At 59.8% G+C, this 19,346-nt stretch carries 16 protein-coding genes; 3 read left to right on the top strand and 13 right to left on the bottom strand.

Annotation, left to right across the window (positions count from 1 at the left end):
- Positions 1 to 2 precede the first annotated feature (2 nt).
- The gene (pyrG, locus tag AC50YL_RS31995) at positions 3 to 1,607 is read right to left on the bottom strand and encodes a CTP synthase (protein WP_161746065.1); all 1,605 of its coding nucleotides are present in this window, start codon (positions 1,605 to 1,607) and stop codon (positions 3 to 5) included.
- A 215-nt stretch (positions 1,608 to 1,822) separates the two neighbouring features.
- Entirely contained in the window at positions 1,823 to 2,404 is a 582-nt protein-coding gene (gene rpoE / locus AC50YL_RS31990; RefSeq protein WP_494837418.1) for a DNA-directed RNA polymerase subunit delta, read from the bottom strand.
- A gap of 384 nt (positions 2,405 to 2,788) precedes the next feature.
- On the opposite strand from rpoE, the gene AC50YL_RS31985 reads away from it, so the two are divergent.
- Positions 2,789 to 3,925 (top strand): S8 family peptidase, encoded by a 1,137-nt coding sequence (locus AC50YL_RS31985; protein WP_494837416.1) that lies wholly within the window; start codon positions 2,789 to 2,791, stop codon positions 3,923 to 3,925.
- A 106-nt stretch (positions 3,926 to 4,031) separates the two neighbouring features.
- Here the strand turns inward: AC50YL_RS31985 and argS are convergent, their stop codons facing one another.
- The 9 genes from argS to AC50YL_RS31940 form a co-directional block, all read right to left on the bottom strand.
- Positions 4,032 to 5,711 (bottom strand): arginine--tRNA ligase, encoded by a 1,680-nt coding sequence (gene argS, locus AC50YL_RS31980; protein ID WP_494837415.1) that lies wholly within the window; start codon positions 5,709 to 5,711, stop codon positions 4,032 to 4,034.
- 225 nt (positions 5,712 to 5,936) lie between these two features.
- Positions 5,937 to 6,395 carry a YwiB family protein gene (locus tag AC50YL_RS31975; RefSeq protein WP_494837414.1) on the bottom strand — a complete coding sequence of 153 codons (459 nt, stop codon included), beginning with the start codon at positions 6,393 to 6,395 and terminating at the stop codon, positions 5,937 to 5,939.
- 412 nt (positions 6,396 to 6,807) lie between these two features.
- Positions 6,808 to 7,311: a DNA-deoxyinosine glycosylase gene (locus AC50YL_RS31970; RefSeq protein ID WP_494837413.1), complete on the bottom strand. Its 504-nt coding sequence runs from the start codon at positions 7,309 to 7,311 to the stop codon at positions 6,808 to 6,810.
- 161 nt (positions 7,312 to 7,472) lie between these two features.
- Positions 7,473 to 7,724 (bottom strand): DUF7667 family protein, encoded by a 252-nt coding sequence (locus AC50YL_RS31965; protein ID WP_201755576.1) that lies wholly within the window; start codon positions 7,722 to 7,724, stop codon positions 7,473 to 7,475.
- A gap of 355 nt (positions 7,725 to 8,079) precedes the next feature.
- Positions 8,080 to 9,561 (bottom strand): CehA/McbA family metallohydrolase, encoded by a 1,482-nt coding sequence (locus AC50YL_RS31960; protein WP_494837410.1) that lies wholly within the window; start codon positions 9,559 to 9,561, stop codon positions 8,080 to 8,082.
- Positions 9,562 to 9,569: 8 nt separating this feature from the next.
- Entirely contained in the window at positions 9,570 to 10,439 is an 870-nt protein-coding gene (locus AC50YL_RS31955) for a carbohydrate ABC transporter permease (RefSeq protein ID WP_494837409.1), read from the bottom strand.
- Positions 10,440 to 10,444: 5 nt separating this feature from the next.
- Entirely contained in the window at positions 10,445 to 11,320 is an 876-nt protein-coding gene (locus AC50YL_RS31950) for an ABC transporter permease subunit (protein WP_494837407.1), read from the bottom strand.
- A 112-nt stretch (positions 11,321 to 11,432) separates the two neighbouring features.
- On the bottom strand, positions 11,433 to 12,902 hold the full coding sequence (locus AC50YL_RS31945) for an extracellular solute-binding protein (RefSeq protein WP_494837405.1): 1,470 nt from the start codon (positions 12,900 to 12,902) through the stop codon (positions 11,433 to 11,435).
- A 119-nt stretch (positions 12,903 to 13,021) separates the two neighbouring features.
- Positions 13,022 to 14,056 (bottom strand): LacI family DNA-binding transcriptional regulator, encoded by a 1,035-nt coding sequence (locus tag AC50YL_RS31940; RefSeq protein WP_494837403.1) that lies wholly within the window; start codon positions 14,054 to 14,056, stop codon positions 13,022 to 13,024.
- Positions 14,057 to 14,337: 281 nt separating this feature from the next.
- Between AC50YL_RS31940 and AC50YL_RS31935 the strand changes: the two genes are divergently transcribed.
- On the top strand, positions 14,338 to 15,138 hold the full coding sequence (locus AC50YL_RS31935; RefSeq protein ID WP_494837402.1) for a glycerophosphodiester phosphodiesterase: 801 nt from the start codon (positions 14,338 to 14,340) through the stop codon (positions 15,136 to 15,138).
- Positions 15,139 to 15,226: 88 nt separating this feature from the next.
- Here the strand turns inward: AC50YL_RS31935 and speB are convergent, their stop codons facing one another.
- Together speB and speE are read right to left on the bottom strand one after the other, a co-directional pair.
- Positions 15,227 to 16,096: an agmatinase gene (gene speB / locus AC50YL_RS31930; RefSeq protein ID WP_494837400.1), complete on the bottom strand. Its 870-nt coding sequence runs from the start codon at positions 16,094 to 16,096 to the stop codon at positions 15,227 to 15,229.
- An 83-nt stretch (positions 16,097 to 16,179) separates the two neighbouring features.
- The gene (speE, locus tag AC50YL_RS31925) at positions 16,180 to 17,007 is read right to left on the bottom strand and encodes a polyamine aminopropyltransferase (protein ID WP_494837398.1); all 828 of its coding nucleotides are present in this window, start codon (positions 17,005 to 17,007) and stop codon (positions 16,180 to 16,182) included.
- 212 nt (positions 17,008 to 17,219) lie between these two features.
- Here speE and AC50YL_RS31920 point away from each other — a divergent pair, with 212 nt between their 5' ends.
- Positions 17,220 to 19,319 (top strand): transglycosylase domain-containing protein, encoded by a 2,100-nt coding sequence (locus AC50YL_RS31920; RefSeq protein WP_494837397.1) that lies wholly within the window; start codon positions 17,220 to 17,222, stop codon positions 19,317 to 19,319.
- Positions 19,320 to 19,346: the final 27 nt, after the last annotated feature.

The following is a 19,346-nucleotide window of genomic DNA, read 5'->3' as shown; positions in this document are numbered from 1 at the left end:
TGTTAGCTCTCCGCCAATTGCAGCGCGGCGCGGACGAATCCGCGGAAAAGCGGCTGCGGCCGGTTCGGACGCGACGTGAATTCCGGATGGAATTGCACCGCGAGGAACCACGGATGTTCCGGAAGTTCCACCATTTCGACCAGACGGCCGTCCGGCGAGGTTCCCGTGATGCGCAGACCCGCGGATTCGATCGTTTCGCGGAATTCATTGTTGAACTCATACCGGTGACGGTGCCGCTCGTACACGAGCTCGTCGTTATATTCGCGCTCGGCCAGGGAGCCCGGCGTTAATTTGCACGGATAGAGACCCAGGCGCATCGTGCCGCCCATGTCTTCGATGTCCTTTTGTTCCGGCAGCAAATCGATGACCGGATAAGGCGTAAGCGGATTGATCTCGGAGCTGTTCGCGTCCTTGAGCCCGGTCACGTGGCGCGCATACTCGATGACCGCCACCTGCATGCCGAGGCAAATGCCGAAGAACGGCACGTTATGCTCGCGCGCATGGCGAATCGCCACGATCTTGCCTTCGATGCCGCGGTCGCCGAACCCGCCCGGCACGAGAATGCCGTGGACGCCTTGGAGTTTGTCCGCGACGTTCTGCGGCGTCAATTCTTCCGCGTTCACCCAGCGCACCTTCACGTCCGCGTCGGCGTCGAAGCCGGCGTGGCTGAGCGATTCCACGATGCTGAGGTAGGCGTCGTGAAGCGCGACGTATTTGCCGACGATGGCGATCTCCGTCGTCCGGCTGAGCTGCTTCACGCGGCGAACGAGGTCTTCCCACGCCGTCATGTCCGGCGGATTCGTCGTCAGCTTCAGATGATTGACGACGATCTCGTCCAATCCCTCGTCGCGCAGATTGAGAGGAACCTCGTAGAGCGTGGACGCATCGCGGCATTCCACGACCGCGTTCTCGTCGATGTCGCAAAACAGGGCGATTTTGCGCTTCAAATCTTCGGCAAGCGGGTATTCCGTACGGCATACGATGACGTTCGGCTGGATGCCGATGCTTCTCAGCTCTTTCACGCTGTGCTGCGTCGGCTTCGTTTTCACTTCTCCCGCCGCTTTGATATAAGGAATCAGCGTGACGTGAATGTACATTACGTTCTCGCGGCCGATGTCGCTCTTGATCTGGCGGATCGCTTCGAGGAACGGAAGGCTCTCGATATCGCCGACGGTGCCGCCGATCTCGGTGATGACGACGTCCGACCCGGTTTCTTTGCCCGCGCGGAAGACGCGTTCTTTGATCTCGTTGGTGATATGGGGAATGACTTGCACGGTTCCGCCCAGGTATTCGCCGCGGCGTTCCTTGGTAATGACGGTCGAATAGATCTTGCCCGTCGTGACGTTGCTGTTCTTCGACAGGTTAATATCGATGAAACGCTCGTAGTGACCCAAATCCAAATCCGTTTCCGCGCCGTCGTCCGTTACGAAGACCTCGCCGTGCTGGTAAGGGCTCATCGTTCCCGGGTCGACGTTGATGTACGGATCGAATTTCTGAATGGTCACCTTAAGACCGCGGTTCTTGAGCAAGCGCCCGAGCGATGCTGCCGTAATGCCCTTGCCAAGCGATGAAACGACACCGCCTGTTACGAAAATGTACTTAGTCACTGATGATACCCTCCACGCCTGTATGGTTATGATATAGGTTCTCCCAATTCCCTAAGAAAAACGGTCCATAAAAAAGAAAAAAGTGACACCCGTAACCACGGGGCACTTTCTAATTTTGGCTTATACCTTATGTCCGAACTTGAAGCCCAAACAATAGTTTACTCTGCCGCGGCTTCGCCTGTCAAGGGAACATAGACAGGCGAGTGCGGTCTATTTTACTTCCCGTCTTCTTCCTCTTCTTCGTCCTCGTCGTCTTCCTCTTCGCTGTCTTCGTCGGTGTCGGCATCCTCGCCTTCGGCGTCCCCCGCGATGTCTTCTTCTTCGATTTCCTCGTCGTCGATCAGCACTTCCTCATCGACTTCCGCTTCTTCCTCGGCTTCGTCGAAGATCTCTTGATCCTCGTCGTAGGAATCGAAATCGTCGTCCTCGGCCGCGTACGTATCCTCTTCCTCGTCCGTGTACGTGTCGTCGTCGTCGTCCTCGTCGTTGATGATCCGCGAACGCTTGGCGTTGCCGACCGGATCTTCGTTGCGTTCGACCGGGTACCAGCGCTTCAGTCCCCACATGTTGCTGCCGACGCACGCGAAGCGCCCGTCAATGTTGATTTCCGTATATACTTGCGCAATCACTTGGTTGATTTGATCTTGGGACAGGCCCCGGATTTTGGCAATTTCATTCATGATGTCGCGATAGTAAAACGGCGTATTGGCCGCTTTAAGCAATTCAAATGCCAGATCGACCATCGGCATTTCCTTGATGCGTTCCGGATCGATCTTCAAGACGATCTCGCTGCTCAAATTCGGACACTTCCTCTCATGTCAAATTGCCTGCCGATTGCAAGCAATCCATTATCAAACTATAGTAAAACCTATTTTTTATCAAAAAGCAAGCATGCCCTGCCCGCGGGTTCGGAGAAAGCGGAAACTATGTATGTCTCGCGTTTTCAAAAAGAAAAAGCGAAGGTGGCCCTCCGCCTCGACTGTATCCTTCCGGACCGGGCGACGGGCGCCTTTGCCGGTAACAAGAGCCTGCTAAGGGCTCTTGGTCTATACTATGTCCCCGTACGGCGAATGACACGGTTTGCAGCCTAATTATGCGAAAAAAGGCAAGTTGCTCATACAGCTTGTTGCTCCCCTTCATACAATAGTTCAGCATGATTCGCCATGGAGGGGAAGCCAAATTTGGACAGATCCGCAATTCTCCGCCTGTTGCACAGCGCGTCGACCCTTCCTTCACCCGCCGCAAAGCGGCGAATCGTCCGCTTCCGGCAGCAAGGCGACTATGAGCGCTTCCTGCTCGAATGGTCGAACTTCGACATGCCGGACGGGGGCGCATCGGCAGCCGTTCGGCATTTACCCTTCATAAAGGCCTTCTCTCTCCCCGTTTCGAGCGAATTGCTGGCCGCCGCCCCCGCCAGCGGATTATGGATCGAGAACGACCCCCAGGTGACGGTGCACGCCACCGTGACCAAACCGTCCGCCCGCGACAAGGGCATTCCATGGGGCGTGCAGGAAATCAAGGCTCCGCTCGCCTGGAGCTCGACGACCGGCCACCGCGTCAAAGTCGGGGTCATCGACACCGGCGTCGACTTCAGCCATCCCGACCTGAAGCAATCCCTCGGGCGCGGCATCAATTTATTGAACCGCGGCACGCTGCCGCATGACGATAACGGCCACGGCACGCACATCGCCGGCACGATCGCGGCCGCGAACCAGGTTCACGGCATGATCGGCGTCGCCCCCCGCGCCATGGTCTATCCGGTCAAAGCGTTCGACCACAACGGCAGCGCCTTCGTGTCCGACATCGTGCTCGGCATCGACTGGTGCGTACGCAGCGGCATGAATATCGTCAACATGAGCTTCGGCATGAAAACGCGCAGCAAATCGCTGCTGACCGCCGTCAACAACGCCTTCAACGCCGGCGTCATCATCGTGGCGTCCTCCGGCAACGACGGCAAGCGCAAGTCGATCGACTATCCCGCGCGTTATCCGCAGACGATCGCGGTCGGCGCGACGAACAGGCTGCGCCGCATCGCGCCGTTCAGCAACCGCGGCATGTATATCGACGTCTACGCGCCGGGCGACAAAATCTTATCCTCCTGGCTGCGCGGCAAATACAACGAAATGAGCGGCACGTCGATGGCCACCTCGCATGTCAGCGGCGCCATCGCGCTGCTGCTGGCGTATCGTCCCGGCTTGACGCCGACGGATATCAAGGCCGTCGTCAAGCGGTCCATGCTGCCCTTAAGAGGCACGAAAGCCCCCCGATTGACCGGGGAGCTGGATGTCATGCGCATGCTGCAGGCCGTGGAACGGTAGGTTCCCGGCCCTTTTTGCGTTAGCGCTTGCCGTGGCCCGGGCTTGCGGGCCGGCGGCGAAGCGGGGGCGAGGCTGCCCCGCGTTCGGGCGCTGCCGGCAAGGCTGCCTACATGCGCTCCGGCGCGGAAACGCCGACGAGCTTCAGCACGTTCGCGATCGCGACGCGGGCGGCGCCGAGCAGCGCGAAGCGGGCTTGGGTCTGCGCCGGATCCTCGGTGATGACGCGATCCGCGCGGTAGTAGCTGTGGAACAGCGACGCGAGCTCGTATACATAGCGGATCAGGCGATGCGGCGCGTACTGCGACGCGGCTTCCGCGATCTCGAGCGGCAGCTCGCCGATCTTGCGGAGCAGGTCGAATTCATGCTCGGTCGTCAATTGGCCGAGGTCCACTTCGCCAAGCGGCAGCACGGCAATGCCTTGTTCTTCCGCTTGGCGGAAGATGCTGCAGATGCGCGCGTGGGCGTACTGCACGTAAAACACCGGGTTCTCGTTCGAGGTCGAGATGGCCAAGTCCATATCGAAATCGAGGTGGGAATCCATGCTGCGCATCGTGAAGAAGTAGCGGATCGCATCCGTGCCGACCTCTTCCGTCAAGTCTTCCATCGTGACCGCTTTGCCGGTACGTTTGGACATCTTGACCTTCTCGCCGTTCTGGAACAGGCTGACCATCTGCGCGATCAGCACGACCAGCTTCTGCGGATCGTTGCCGAGCGCCTCCATCGCCGCCTTCACGCGCGGGATGTAACCATGGTGGTCGGCGCCCCAGATGTTGATCATTTTGTCGAAGCCGCGTCCGTATTTGTCGCGGTGGTACGCGATGTCCGGCGTCAAATACGTGTACGATCCGTCATTCTTCACGAGCACGCGGTTCTTGTCGTCGCCGTAAGGCATCGTGTTCAGCCAAGTCGCGCCTTCTTCTTCGTAGATCTGGCCGCGGGCGCGCAGCGCCTCGAGCGCCTGCTCGACTTGGCCCGTCTTGTAGAGCGCGGTCTCGCTGAACCAGACGTCGAAGTTGACGCGGAATTCGGCGAGGTCGCGTTGGATCTTGGCCAGCTCGCGCTCCAGGCCGTAATCGCGGAAAAAGGCGAAGCGTTCTTGTTCGGGCAGCGAGAGCAAGCGATCGCCCTCGGTCTCGGCCAGCGCCTTCGCGAAGCCGATGATATCCTCGCCGTGGTAGCCATCCTCCGGCATGGCGGCATCGTGGCCGAGCGCCTGCTTATAGCGCGCTTCGATCGAGAGCGCCAGGTTCGCCACCTGATTGCCGGCATCGTTGATGTAGTATTCGCGCGTCACGCCGTAGCCCGCAAAATCAAGCAGGTTGCAGAGCGCATCGCCGACGGCAGCGCCGCGGGCATGACCGAGGTGAAGGCTGCCGGTCGGATTGGCGCTGACGAACTCGACCTGCACGCGCTGGCCTTCCCCGATGCCGATACGGCCGTAATCGGCGCCTTGCTCGACCGTTTGCGCGATGACCGGGTACAGGTAGCTGCGGTCCATGCGGAAATTAATGAAGCCGGGGCCGGCGATCTCGGCGCTCTGAATCGAGGCTTTGGCCGCGTCCAGATTGGCAATGATCGCTTCCGCGATTTGGCGCGGGTTCTTCTTGGCCAGCTTCGTCAGCTGCATGGCGGCATTCGTGGCGAGGTCGCCGTGCGCCTTCTCCTTCGGCACTTCCAGCACGAAGACCGGCAATTCTTCGCGCGCGGCCAGACCCGCGGCAACGACCGCGTCGGCTATGGCTTCTTGGACTTGCTGATAAAGCAGTTCAATGACGTTAGGTTTCATGAATTTTGACCTCCTAAAAGTTTTGCGATGGCGAAGCCTACGAAGCCGGTGATCCCGGCAAGAAATGCAAAACTGCTTCGTAAGCATAAGCTAAGTTTTGCGATGGCGAAGCCTACGAAGCCGGTGATTCGGCGAGAAAAGCAAAACTGCTTCGTAAGCATAAGTTAAGTTTTGCGAGGCAAGGCCTCGATGCCGGTGATTCGGCTCGAACGCGTGCCCGGTTTTCTACTTGCCGCCGTCCGCTTCCGCGCGGAGGCGAATGACGAAGTCGCCGATCTGCTCGTCGTCGACCAGCAGCTTGTAATGCCACTCCAGCAGCAGCGGCAGGTTCGGCAGCAGCCGGTCCTCGCTCGGGTCGGGCTTCAACAGGTCGCCGAACTGAACCCACAGGAAGCTCGTTTCCGTCTCCAACGCGAACGACGCGTGCCGGGACGCATACTGCCCGCTTCGTCGCGCGCCGGCGACGAACGTCTGCTGCGATTCGACGTCCCCCCGCCGGGTGACGCTCAGCTCGCCGTCACGCCATCGCACCAGGGTGCGCACCTCGCTGCCTTCCTCGGTCTCTTCGTATCGCAGGAAAAACGTGCTTCCTTTGCGGTACCACTCGCCGCCGAGGCTGTTTTGCTGCAATTCGCCGTCGATGTCGCTCTCGAGCATGATGTTCACTTTCGCCTTATCGTTCATGTCGCGGTCTCCCGTCTTGTTCGTTCTCCTGTTCCCACTATAATCGGCTTCGGTCCGGACAACAAGAAAACCCCCGTCTCTATAAAGAGACGGAGGTTGATTTCCGCGGTACCACTCTTCTGGCTCCGCAACCGGCCGGCTCCCTCTCACGAAGGAAACGCGAACGCTGCGAGCGCCTCTCGAACACGATAACGGGGTGACCGGATCGACCTATGGCGGCGGCTCGCGAGGCGAATGCCTGCCGGATTCAGTGGATCAACTCCCGGGTGCGCTTCCCTTGCACCGCTGCGCCGGCTCCCACCTCCCCGGCTCGCTGCTGTCAGCGTCTTGCAAGCTACTGTCCCGTTCATCGTATGTGGCTGTTATTTCCCCTATTATATGCGACCTTGCGAAAATTGCAAGCGGCAAACGTTCAATTCAAGTACGGCATCAACGCGCGCCAGGCTTCGATGCGGTCCGCGGTCGTGCGCATCGTCCTCGTGGGGATGGGACTGGTCGACGGCAGCTTCAGCTTGGCCAGACCCGCCAGCCCGGGATGGTCCTTGAAATATTTCATGAACGTGTCATGCGACTTCGCGCCGTTGAAAATCAACCCGCGCACGCCGGGATAGTCCGCGAGCAATCCCGGCAAATCGTTCGGAGCCTCGTCGCGGATGTTGGCATCCAGGCTGCCTTCGCGTTCGCAGGAGGCAATGACGTCCCACATGGCAATCCCGTGCGAGGAGACAAACGCGAGCCGGTCCTCGTAAGCCTCGTCCGGCTCCCGTCCGAACAAGCCGTAAAGCACCCGCCACATATGGTTGCGCGGATTGCCGTAGTATTGGTCCGCCGCAAGGGAAGCGGCACCGGGCATGCTGCCCAGCACAAGCACCTTCGCTCCCTCGCGAATCATCGGCGGAAAAGAATGCACGCGCATGGCGAATCGCCTCCTTTATCCTCCGAGCATACCCGGAGAGGGGGAACGTTTGCAAGCGATGCGCCGGATACGGCGTCCGCGGCGGGCTTGTCCCGGCCGAAAAGCGGCCGAGCGCGAATTGCTATTCCAGTCGGGCTTTAACACGACGCCCTATGTGAAGGCTATATTTGGGGCGAGCCCGGCGGCAGTCCGCTCAGCTTCTCCAGCCTGCGGCAAATCTCGTGCTGCCACTCGACGTCCCCGGCCATCGAAGCGGCCAACGATAGATTGTGCAGGTTGGCGAGTTGTCTGACATGCATGGCATTGACCGCCAAGCAGTGTTCGAAATCCGCCTGCTCTTCCCCGGTCAGATGCCGTCCCCCGCGAATGGTCCACAGCTCCGCAAGCCGTTCATGTATCGGCAAAATGGTCATGCTTCGCGCCTCCCTCAATCGTCTCACACTACTAGCCAGTATGACCAAAAAAGAAAGCTTCCAAGCGGAGGTCGAGCGATTTTCCGAATAACCGCGGAAATCTCCGCGCCGAAATCGATCGTTCTGCTACTAGTTTACAGCGGGGGCGCGCACTCGGTACCTTGACCGCGAAAATAGAACCGAGCCGGGAAAAGGAGGCACGGCAAAAAGGCCGTCCCTCGCCCGGCGGCGGAGAAGACAGCCTATATGCATGCCGGCGCAAGCCGGTGTGACGGCAGACGGGACAGACGCGGAAGACGGACCGATCCTCGGTCGGCCGTTCCGCCGGCTTAGATCGCGTTCTAAACCGCGCGTCCTACGCCCGTTCGATGTACACGGGATTCGTCATGCAGGTCATGACGGATTGCTTCAGCCCTTCAACGGCGCGGCGCGCCTCCAGCCGGTAGAACAGCCGGTCCCCCGAGCCTTGGAAGCGCAGGCGAACCTGACCGCTCTCCGTCTCAACAAGTTGCGGCGCGATGCCCGACTCTGCGGAAGCCCCGGCCGGGATCGCGGGCACGCCGCCCTGATCTTCCCGTGCATCGAAGGCCAAGATCGCGGCGATCTCCCGCTGCACGGTCCAGCCGCCGGCCTCCGCGGCTTCCGTCTCCCAGTCTCCCGCCTCGGCGGAGGCGGATGGAACGATAATGTCCCATACGGCTTCGATGCCGCGATCGGACCATAACGCGACGCGGTCTCCCTTGGCGCTGCAAATGTCGATGGTCAGCGGAACGCCGCCCTGCTCCCCGACGGCATGCCGCGGAATCGTGTCGCCGATGCCGTACTCGCCCGAGGCGAGCGCCATGCAGGTTTCGTCGGGATCGAACTGCAGCACGACGCGGCCTTGACGGATGCCCGCCAGCACGCCCTGCGCCGTATCGGCTTCCGTCCAAACGGAAGCCGTCGGACGCCCGTGCTTCACGAACCGGTCTTCCCGGTGCGCGTCGCTGCCGCCCAAGGCGATCACCCGGCGGCCCTGCGCAAGCTGCTCCTGCCACCAGGCCAGCGCGCGTTCGTTGAGCGCGCGCCACGGTCCGTTCCATACCTCGATCGCGTCGTACGGCACGTCAAAGCCGAGCTCCCACGGACAGGACGGACAGAACGGATGATTCAGCGACACGAAGCCGCCCCGCTCCCGCGCTTCCCCGAGCGCCTCGCCCGCTTGCTCCGGCGTCGTCACGCGAAAATCGCGCAGCGCATCCGGAACGCCGAGCACGTTGGCATGGCCGAAATAGCTCGTCAACTCCACGCCGGGAATCAGCAGCAGCAGCTCGTCCGGGGCAAGCGCCGCGGCATTCTGCGACGCCGTATTGTGATCCGTCAGCGCCATGAATTCCAGCCCGCGCGCCTTGCAGGAATCCTTCGCCTGCTCGATCGTATAACTTCCGTCGCTGTGCACGCTGTGCATATGAAGGTCGCCTTTCATCCAGCGTCCGTGCGGCCGGGCGAATTCCACCTCGACGATCACTTCCGCGCCGTCTTCGGGGATCTTGTACGCTCCGAGCAGCACGGCCCATTCGCCCTCGGCGACCGGACCCGCCAGATAGCCCGGGGTCGCTTTCTCCATACCGACGAAGAACGCTTCGCGGGCGCCTCCGCTCCAGCCGACGATCCGCTCGGGCGAACGAAGTCCGATGTCGACGACCGTCCCCGACGCTCCTCCGCGTTCGTAACGGTACGCGATATCGATGCGCTCCACCGGACCTTCCACCGTGAAAGCAACCTCCAGGTATGACCGTTCCTCGTGCTTGCCGATCGGCCGGCGCAGCACGAGCCGTTCTTTCATCGTCTCCATCATGCGTCCTCCTATTCTTTGCTGGCGCCGAGCAGGATGCCTTTCATGAAATACTTCTGCACGAACGGATACACCGCGATCAGCGGAAGGATGCTGATGACGATACCCGCCATCCGCACGTTCGTGGTCACCATATAGGTGCCGGAATTGCTGCTCGTATCGATAATCATCGCTTTCAGCGCCACCTGCAGCGTGTATTTCATGGAATCGTTGATGAACATGACCGGCGCCGTGAACATGTTCCACCGCCCGACGAACTCGAACAGCGTCACGGTCGCGAGGCCGGCGGCCGCCAGCCGCAGGTACATCGTCAGGAAAATGCGGAATTCGCCGGCGCCGTCGATCTTGGCCGATTCCGACATCTCGTACGGCACGTTCAGGAAAAAGCTGCGCATGAGCAGGATCGAGAAACCGGACACGAGGCCCGACAGCACGAGAGAGCTCAGCGTATTAATGAGATGCAGGTCTTTGTTGACCACGTAGAGCGGAATCATGATCGCTTCCTGCGGCACCATCATCGTAATCAGGATAAACGTCATCATCAGTTTCTTGCCCGGCAGGCGGGGATAAATGAATACATAGCCGGCCAAGCTGGACAGCAGCACATGCAGCGTCGTGCCGATGACGGTCACGATGACGCTGTTGAGCAGCGGACGCCAAATATCGAGGCTTTTCCACACGATCTGGTAGCCTTCCGCGCTGAACTGCTTCGGCCACAGCACGATTTCCGGCCGCATGGACGCGATGCCCGAAGAGAAGGAAAGCGCCAGCACGTTAATAAACGGAATGATCATGGTCAGCATGAGCGCCAGCAGAAAAAGGGCGTTCAGCATGTCGAATGCTTTATTTTTCCAGCCAAGCCGTTCGAATCGATCGGACATTGTCGTTACACCTCATCAAATCTTGTCATTCGCCGCACGACGAGCGTCAGCGCGAGCGTCAATACCAGGACGAAGAAGCTGGCCGCCGCCGCGGGACCGAGCTGGATTTCGAGAATCCCCTTCTGGAACGTATACATCATGAGCACGTCCACCTTCGAGGCAATCGTGGGATTGCGCAGGATGAACACTTGATCGAATATCCGCAGGATGCCGAGCGTATTCAGCAGGAAGACGACTTTCATCGTGTTGCTGAGCTGCGGCAGCGTCACGTACGTCAACTGCTGCCAGCGCGTCGCGCCGTCCATGCGCGCCGCCTCGTAGAGCGACGGATTGATCGACACGATCCCCGCCAGGAACAAGATGCAGGTGTAGCCCATCTCCTTCCATGTCGAGAGCAGAATCATGATCCAGCGCGCATAGCCGGAATCCGCCAGAAAATTGATCGGCGCCCGGTGAAACACATGGACCAGGATCATATTCACGATCCCGCTGTCCGGCGACAGCATGAAAATCCAGATCCCGCCGACCACGACCCAGGAGAGCAGATGCGGCACGTAGAGGATCATTTGCGCCATCTTCTTGAACCAGGTCCGCAGCACTTCGTTCAGCGACAACGCGATGGCGAGCGGCGCGACGAAGCTGAAGAGGAGAATGCCTCCCCCGATGACGAGCGTATTGACCATCGCTTCCCAGAACAGCGAATCATGCAGCACCGCGTCGTAGTTCGCGAACCCGACGTACGGCCGGTCGCCCATCAGCTTGTAATCCTGAAAACTGGTCTGCAGCCCTTTCACGAGCGGGTAATAGGCAAATACGAGAAAATAGGCGATCACCGGCACCATCATGACGTAAAGCGCGCCGTATTTCTTCAACAATCTCATGCTTTTATCCACGTCCTTATCTGGTAAACGGTACCATTATCGGGCTGAAATGAACGCAAGCAGGGGATCCGTGCTCCCCTGCCTGCTTGTCGTTCGAATGCGCGCGAACGGCTTACTCGTCGATCAGTTTCTTGCCAAGCAGCTCTTCGTGCATCTTCTTCACGGCTTCCGCGGCATCCATCTGGCCGGACATCGCTTTGAGCGCGTAATTTTTGACGATCTTCTCGGCGTCCGGCCAGCCCGGCAGCGATAACTCGAGCGTCGCGTCCTTCGTCGCGAGATCCTGCGCTTCCTGAACGCCCGGCAGCTTGCCGAACGGATATTTTACGTTCTGGTTGTACCAGAACGGCACCCCGTGATCCATGTTGTGCTCCGTGCCGGTCGGCGTCAGCTTGTACGCGTCGCCTTCCTTGGTGAAATCCTCGTTCTCGATGCCCAGGCTTCCGAGCATGATGCCCGGTTCCGTATGCCAGAACTCCAGGAATTTCTTCGCGGCGTCCGGGTGCTCGGCGTTGGCCGGAATGATCCAGAAATCCGGATCCCCTCGGCGCATCAGAATCTTGCCGTCCGCGCCGGGAATGCCTTCAAGCGCTTCCGCTTGGAATGTCGTGTTCGGATCCGCTTGTTTGCGCGTGTTGTTGAACATGCCGACCCACGCATCCCAATACGTGACCATGCCGACGCGGTCCGAGAGGAACAGGTTGCGCATCTTGCCCGTGTCGTTCGTCACGAAGTTCGGATCCATGATGCCTTCCTTCACGAGCTTCGCGAACCATTCGTACATTGGAACGGCGGCTTCCGTCGCATACGGAATCGTGCGTTTGCCGTCCTTCATCACGTAATGCGCCTTAATGCCGGCCGCGCTCATGAAGCCTTGAATATCATAGAGGTCGGAGGTGCTGAGGCCGTACGTATCGTTCTTGCCGTTGCCGTCGGGATCTTTCTCTTTAAACGCCTTGAGTACGTTGTAGTATTCGTCCAGCGTCTTCGGCTCCTGCAGGCCGAGCTTGTCGAGCCAGTCCTTGCGCACGATCGGCATCGTACCGCCTTGGAATTTGCTGAACACGGCGACGATCTTGCCGTCCTTGTCCTTCAGTTGATCCCATTCGGCCGTTGGAACGACGGCCGGGTCGGACAGCACCGTGGATTTGGTAACGAAATCGGTCAAATCCGTAACGACGCCTTGGTCTACGAAGGTAGCGAGCTTGCCCAGGTCGCTGAGTTCGATCAGGTCGTATTTCTCGCCGGAGCCGAGCGCCGTGAGCACCTTCTGGTCGTAATCGCTCGCCGGTTTCTCGATGGAAGCGTCGATGCCGGTCAGGCGTTTGATTTCCGCTTCGAACTTCGTGTTCTCTTCCGGCGTCTTGCCGCCGACGTTGGCGTCGAGGATGCGCAGCTTCATGTCGCCGGCCGGCGCGTTCGCAGGAGCGTTGGCAGGGGCATCGGCAGGAGCGTTGGCGTTATTGCCTGCCGCCGCGTTCGAGTTGGCCGCATCGTTTGTTCCGCTATCCGAACCACAGCCGGACAACAGCATCGTACTCGCGACGGCAACCGTCGACATTGTCAACCATACTTTTTTCATTCGTTTGAAACCTCCTGAAGTATAATCGCGATTCGAAATCTTGATCGGAGCGTTAAATCGACTGTCAACCTGTGCGCAAGCTTATAACAACTATGAAAAGGACCGGCTTCTTTGCCGCCTTACTGGCCTCGCGCGCCCGGAGCCGCGCAAGAGCCGCGAATGACGAGCTCCGTCGGAACAAGCACGCGTTTGGCGCTTTTCTGAGCCGCGTTCAGCTGTTCGAGCAGCAGCTTCAGCGCTTCGACGCCCAGCCGGTCGGCATGGAGCCGAACGCCGGTGAGCGGCGGCGAGAATTCCGGCGAAAGCACGGTGTCGTCGCTGAACGCGAAGACCGACAGCTGTTCCGGAATGCGCAGGCCAAGCCGCTCCGCCGCCTTGTAGACGCCTAGCGCCATCATGTCCGTATCGGCGATGACCGCCGTTATCTCCGGCGAGGCCGTCAGCTTGGCGAGCGCCGACTCGTAGCCGAAGGCATGCGCCGATTCGCCCTTCAGCGGCTTGTGCAGCATCAGATCGGGCTTCGGCTGCAGGCCGGCTTGCTTGAACGCGCTCCTGTATCCTTCGGCGCGGTCCGCCGAAACGGTCCTCGAGACCGGCGCGTTCAGAAACAGGATTTCCGTATGCCCCAGCCCGATCAGGTAGCGGGCGACCTGGGCGGCCATGCCGACATTATCGTTATCGACGTAGCTGACCTGCGCCTCGTAGGGCGCCGGCGGGCGGCCGATAATGACGATGGGCATGCCGCTCTGAAGCCGATCCTCGATCCTGCCGTCCGATGCGATGGGATCCAGTAAGATCTCGCCATCCACGGGATCCGAAGAGATGTTCTCGACTTGACTGAGGTAAGTTGGCGACAGCGCATTGACCAGAAGGCGGTAGCCGTTCTCGTAACAGACGCGCAGCACTCCGTTAAGCAAGGAGTGATGAAACTGACCGAATTCGAGCGATTCGCCCCGGATATTCAGTCCGAGTATGCGGGTGGAGCGGCTTACGAGACTTCGTGCCCAATAATTCGGTTTGTAGTGCAGCGACTTGGCAGCAGCGAGCACGCGCTCGGTCACTTCTTTGCTGATGGGTCGTTTTTTGCTGAATACGCTCGAAACGGTACCCTTGGATACGCCGGATGCCTTCGCGACGTCGTCGATGGTAGCCAAGACTCGTTGAACCTCGCTTTCTCCCATGTGATCCGATGTGGGAACGGTACCGGATTCGTTTATAAGCTTAAACCGGTTTTGTAAATTCCGTTTCAATTCAATGATTAGTTATTGTAAAAATCGATATTTTCTTTAAAAATCGCAAATTTCAGTGGGTATTTAGGCATAAATTACCACTAATTAGGAATAAAGTAGCATTAAACCGCTTTAACAAAACCTTATCTTTCAAATTGAAACCACGATGTTACAATGAAAGCCATCTTGTTTCGGAAAGGATGCGCATGATGATGATAGGAACGATATTCAGCGGCATGAACGGCATAGCCGTCGGCGCGCACCGGGGCGCTTCGGCTTATGCGCCGGAAAATACGATGGCCGCCTTCGAGCGGGCAGCGGCTTGCGGGGCCGAACTGATCGAGCTCGACGTGCAGTTGACGAAGGACGGGGAGATCGTGGTCTTCCACGATCTAAAGGTAGATAAAACGACGAACGGGCATGGTCCGTTAAGCGACTATACGCTGGCGGAACTGCGAGAGCTGGATGCCGGCTCGTGGTTCTCGGACGCCTTTGCCGGCGCGCGCGTCCCGACGTTGGCGGAGACGCTCGCCTGGGCGCGGGATCGAATCTGGCTCAGCATCGAGATGAAGCAGGCGCAGGAATGCGAAGAGGTCGAGTTGGCCCGCCGAACGGCCAGGCTCGTGGCCGAGCACGGCATGGACGGCCAGGTACAGCTGATGTCGTTTCAGCACCGGCTCGTAAAGGCGGTGCGCGATGTGAACGCGGACGTGCTGACGGCACCGATCTGCGCACGATGGGTGGAAGATCCGATCGAGCTGCTGCAGTCCTTGCAGGCCCAGATCATCAATACCCCCTTGCAGCATCTATCCCGGGAACGGGTTGACCGGCTGCATGAGCATGGCTTCTACGTCTATGGCAGCATGTCCGACGATCCGGACGTGTTCGCCAGGCTGCAGGCCATGGGCGTCGACGCCATGGACACCAACATCCCGGACGTGATGCTCGGGCTGCGGGATCAAGCCCCGAACGTAACAGATCAAGAAGCCAATAACGCGCGTTCTTAAGCTTCAGGTTGGAACCCGGCATTAGGATTATGCAAAAAAAAGAACCGCCGCAGCCGTGCAGGATCGCACGATTGCGGCGGTTCTTCGTTTATTCGATGAAGCCGAGCAGCATTTCGCGGATGACTTTCGCCGCGACGATCTGCGTTTGCTCGGTCGGGTCGTACGCCGGCGCGACCTCGACGAGGTCGCAGCCGATCACGTTCACGCCGGAGCGGGCGATGGCGTGGACCGCGTCGATCAATTCCTTCGACGTGATGCCGCCGGCTTCCGCCGTTCCCGTGCCCGGCGCCGCCGACGGATCCAGCACGTCGATGTCGATCGTCAGGTAGACCGGACGGCCGGCCAGCTCAGGCAATACTTTCTTGAGCGGCTCGAGCACCTCGAACGGATGGAAGTTGATGTTCTCGCGGGCAAACTGCCACTCTTCGCGAGAGCCGGAACGAATGCCGAATTGGTAGACGTTCTTGCCGCCGATGAGGTTAGCCGCTTTGCGCAGCGGCGTGGAATGCGAGAGCGGCTCGCCTTCGTACGACTCGCGCAGGTCGGCATGGGCGTCGAAATGAATGATCGCCATGTCCGGATACTTCTTGTACACCTCTTGGAAAATCGGCCACGAGCACAAATGCTCGCCGCCGAGGCCGACCGGCATCTTGCCGTCTTCCAGCACGCCGGCCACGAATTCGCCGATGATGTCGAGCGAGCGCGCCGCGTTGCCGAACGGCAGGAGCAGGTCGCCGGCATCGAAATACGCGATGTCCTCCAGACTGCGGTCGAGGTACGGGCTGTACTCCTCCAGGCCGATCGACACCTCGCGGATGCGCGGCGGGCCGAAGCGCGAGCCCGGGCGGAACGAGACGGTGAAGTCCATCGGCATGCCGTAAATGACCGCCTTGGATGCGCTATAGTCTTCCGAGCTTAGAATGAACACGTTGCCGGAATATTTCTGATCGAGTTTCATGGTCGCTGTGGTTCCTCTCTTATTCGAACAGACTTGTTTCCAAGTCTTATCTTATCACCGAGACTTGTTTTCCAAGTCTTATCTTACTTCACGAGATCTTCGACGAATTTCGGCAGCACGAACGCCGCTTTGTGCAGGCGCGGAGAGTAATACTTCGTGTCGATCTCCGGAATGCCGGACTCGTCGACTTCAAGCGGATCGTATTTCTTGCTGCCCATCGTGAACGTCCACAGGCCGCTCGGGTACGTCGGCACGTTCGCCCAGAACACGCGCACGATCGGGAATACTTCCTTCACGTCGCGGTTGACGCTCGAGATCAGGTCCGGCGTGAACCATGGGTTGTCCGTCTGCGCCACGAAGATGCCGTCTTCCTTCAGCGAATCGTAGATACCTTGGTAGAAACCGCGCGTGAACAGGTTGACCGCAGGGCCGACCGGCTCGGTGGAGTCGACCATGACGACGTCGTATTCGTTCTTGTGGTCGTGGATGTGCATGAAACCGTCGTTCACGATGACTTCGACGCGCGGGTCGTCCAGGCCGCAGGCGATGTTCGGCAGGTATTTCTTGGAGTATTCGATGACCTTGCCGTCGATGTCGACGAGGACCGCTTTTTCCACGCTCGGGTGCTTCAGGATTTCGCGGATGACGCCGCCGTCGCCGCCGCCCACCACGAGCACTTTCTTCGCGTTCGGATGCGTGTAGAGCACGGGATGCGCAACCATTTCATGATAGACGAACTCGTCCTTGTCGGTCGTCATGACCATGCCGTCCAAGACGAGCATCGTGCCGAATTCTTCGGTTTCGATCATGTCGAGCTTCTGAAACTCCGTCTGCTCGCTCACGTACGTTTCTTTGATTTTGGCCGTGATGCCGTAAGTCGGGGTTTGCTTCTCCGTGTACCACAATTCCATCGGTCGATCCCTGCTTTCGTGTATGTATGGTCAATCCTTGATTCATGAGGTCCAATGTTCCAATCTGTATTATAAGTTAACGCGGGGAAAATGCAACCTTCTGCGAATCCTACACAAAAATTTCATACCCCCTTTCGCCTCGCTTGAATAGCCCGACCCAATGTTTTCCATACTAGTTGGATAGCGATGGTTAACGTTAGGGGGCATCAAGAATGAGCTGGTATCGTTTCAAGCAGGGCGGCGGGAAGCGCCGATTGCCGATTGCCGTTCGGATCGAGCGGTGGATGCCGCTGCTGCGCCGGCTGCGCAAGGCACTGCTCTATGCGGGCGGAACGCTGCTCGTGCTGTTCATGGCCGCGTTCGGCTTCTTATATTATTTGCGGATGCAGGCGCTTCCGGCTTCGTCCGTCAGCCAGACGTCGCAAATGCTGGATCTGCAGGGGCATATCATGGATACGTTCCATGCCGGGGAGAACCGGCAGTCCGTGCCGCTGAAGGACATCTCGCCGTACCTCGTCGAGGCGACGCTCGCGATCGAGGATCAGCGCTTCTACGACCACCTCGGCTTCGACTTGAAGGGCATGGCCCGGGCGGCCGTGGTGAACATCGAGCATCTCTCCCGGGAGCAGGGCGCGAGCACGTTGACGCAGCAGCTCGCGCGGAACCTGTATCTGACGCATGAACGGACCTGGTCGCGGAAGCTCAAGGAAGCGATGTACACCGTCCAGCTGGAGATGCATTACTCCAAGGACGACATCCTGTCCATGTACCTGAACCAAATCTATTACGGCCATGGCGCCTACGGGGCGGAAGCCGCCTCCGAGCTCTACTTCGGCAAGCACGCCTCCGAATTGACGCTCGCGGAAAGCGCCATGCTGGCGGGCGTACCGAAAGGGCCCAAATACTATTCGCCCTACATGGACATGAAGAACGCGAAGGACCGGCAGCGGACCATTTTGCAGACGATGGCGGACCAAGGGATCATCCAGCAGGTCGACGCCAAAGCGGCAGGCGCGGAGCTGCTCAATTTCGTTCCGCTCGGCACCAGCAAGCAGGCCGGCATCGCGCCGTATTTCCGCGATTACGTCCGCTATCTCGCGGTCGATAAGCTCGGCATCGACGAGCGGCTGCTGAGCGAAGGCGGCATCCGCATCTATACGACGCTCGATCCCGAGGCGCAGCGCGCGGCAGAAGAAGCCGTCGCCGCCGGCTTTCCGGCTACCTCCGAGCAGCAAGCGGCGCTCGTGTCCATCGACCCGCGCACGGGCTACATCAAGGCGATGGTCGGCGGACGCAATTACAAGACCAACCAGTACAACCGCGCGTTCGCCACGACGCGCCAGCCGGGATCGTCGTTCAAGCCGATCCTGTATCTGACGGCGCTGCAGCAAGGCTCGCTGACGCCGGTCTCCCAGTTCACGAGCGCGCCGACGGTCTTCACATACGATGACGGCCGCAAGACGTACGCCCCGAGCAACTACAACGATAAATACGCGAACGGCCCCATCGACATGCGGACGGCGATCGCCACCTCCGACAACATCTATGCGGTCAATTCCATCATGAAGGTCGGTCCCGCGAACGTCATCGACATGGCGCGCAAGCTCGGCATCGACAGCCCGATGCAGCCGGTCCCGTCGCTCGCGCTCGGCACGTTCCCCGTCAGTCCGTTCGAGATGGCCTCGGCCTTCGGCACGTTCGCGAACGGCGGCGTCCGGGTCGAGCCGACGGCGATCCTGCGCATCGAGGACAGCAAAGGCGAGGTGCTGTACGAGGCCAAGCCGGCTTCCACCCCCGTCGTCGACGCGGCGCATGCCTACGTGTTAACGAGCCTGATGGAGAGCGTGTTCGACGCGGGCGGCACGGGCAACCGCGTATCCGCCACGATCAAGCGCCCCGTCGCCGGCAAGACCGGCACGACCGCGACCGACGCCTGGCTCGTCGGCTATACGCCGGAGCTGGCCACGGCCGTCTGGGTCGGCTACGACAAGGGGCGCAAGCTGACGCCTGCCGAGGCGCACCGCGCGGCGCCGATCTTCGCCGCCTACACGGAGAAGGCGCTCTCGGCGGTGCCGCCGAAAATCTTCCCGCTGCCGGACGGGGTCGTCTCCGTCTACGTCGATCCCGAGACCGGCAAGCTGGCCGGCAAAACCTGCAAGACGCGGCGGCTGGAAACGTTCGTCAGCGGCACGCAGCCGGTCGAAGTCTGCGGCGCGCACGGCGATACGGCCGCATCCGCCGGCGGCGACGGCGACGCGAAAGCGGAGCAGACGAAGGGCTGGTGGAAACAGCTCAAGCGTTGGTGGAATTAGTCGGCGTTGCGAATGAGTTGAAGCGAT

It is taken from the genome of Paenibacillus sp. J22P277 (genome assembly GCF_059383675.1).
This window is presented reverse-complemented; position numbering and strand designations above follow the sequence as displayed.

What these genes read in the sequence shown, in the direction of transcription:
- argS (WP_494837415.1), bottom strand. Translation starts at nt 5,711, where the DNA reads ATGAAACCTAACGTCATTGAACTGCTTTATCAGCAAGTCCAAGAAGCC.
- AC50YL_RS31975 (WP_494837414.1), bottom strand. Translation starts at nt 6,395, where the DNA reads ATGAACGATAAGGCGAAAGTGAACATCATGCTCGAGAGCGACATCGAC.
- AC50YL_RS31970 (WP_494837413.1), bottom strand. Translation starts at nt 7,311, where the DNA reads ATGCGCGTGCATTCTTTTCCGCCGATGATTCGCGAGGGAGCGAAGGTG.
- AC50YL_RS31965 (WP_201755576.1), bottom strand. Translation starts at nt 7,724, where the DNA reads ATGACCATTTTGCCGATACATGAACGGCTTGCGGAGCTGTGGACCATT.
- AC50YL_RS31960 (WP_494837410.1), bottom strand. Translation starts at nt 9,561, where the DNA reads ATGATGGAGACGATGAAAGAACGGCTCGTGCTGCGCCGGCCGATCGGC.
- AC50YL_RS31955 (WP_494837409.1), bottom strand. Translation starts at nt 10,439, where the DNA reads ATGTCCGATCGATTCGAACGGCTTGGCTGGAAAAATAAAGCATTCGAC.
- AC50YL_RS31950 (WP_494837407.1), bottom strand. Translation starts at nt 11,320, where the DNA reads ATGAGATTGTTGAAGAAATACGGCGCGCTTTACGTCATGATGGTGCCG.
- AC50YL_RS31945 (WP_494837405.1), bottom strand. Translation starts at nt 12,902, where the DNA reads ATGAAAAAAGTATGGTTGACAATGTCGACGGTTGCCGTCGCGAGTACG.
- AC50YL_RS31935 (WP_494837402.1), top strand. Translation starts at nt 14,338, where the DNA reads ATGATGATGATAGGAACGATATTCAGCGGCATGAACGGCATAGCCGTC.
- speB (WP_494837400.1), bottom strand. Translation starts at nt 16,096, where the DNA reads ATGAAACTCGATCAGAAATATTCCGGCAACGTGTTCATTCTAAGCTCG.
- speE (WP_494837398.1), bottom strand. Translation starts at nt 17,007, where the DNA reads ATGGAATTGTGGTACACGGAGAAGCAAACCCCGACTTACGGCATCACG.
- AC50YL_RS31920 (WP_494837397.1), top strand. Translation starts at nt 17,220, where the DNA reads ATGAGCTGGTATCGTTTCAAGCAGGGCGGCGGGAAGCGCCGATTGCCG.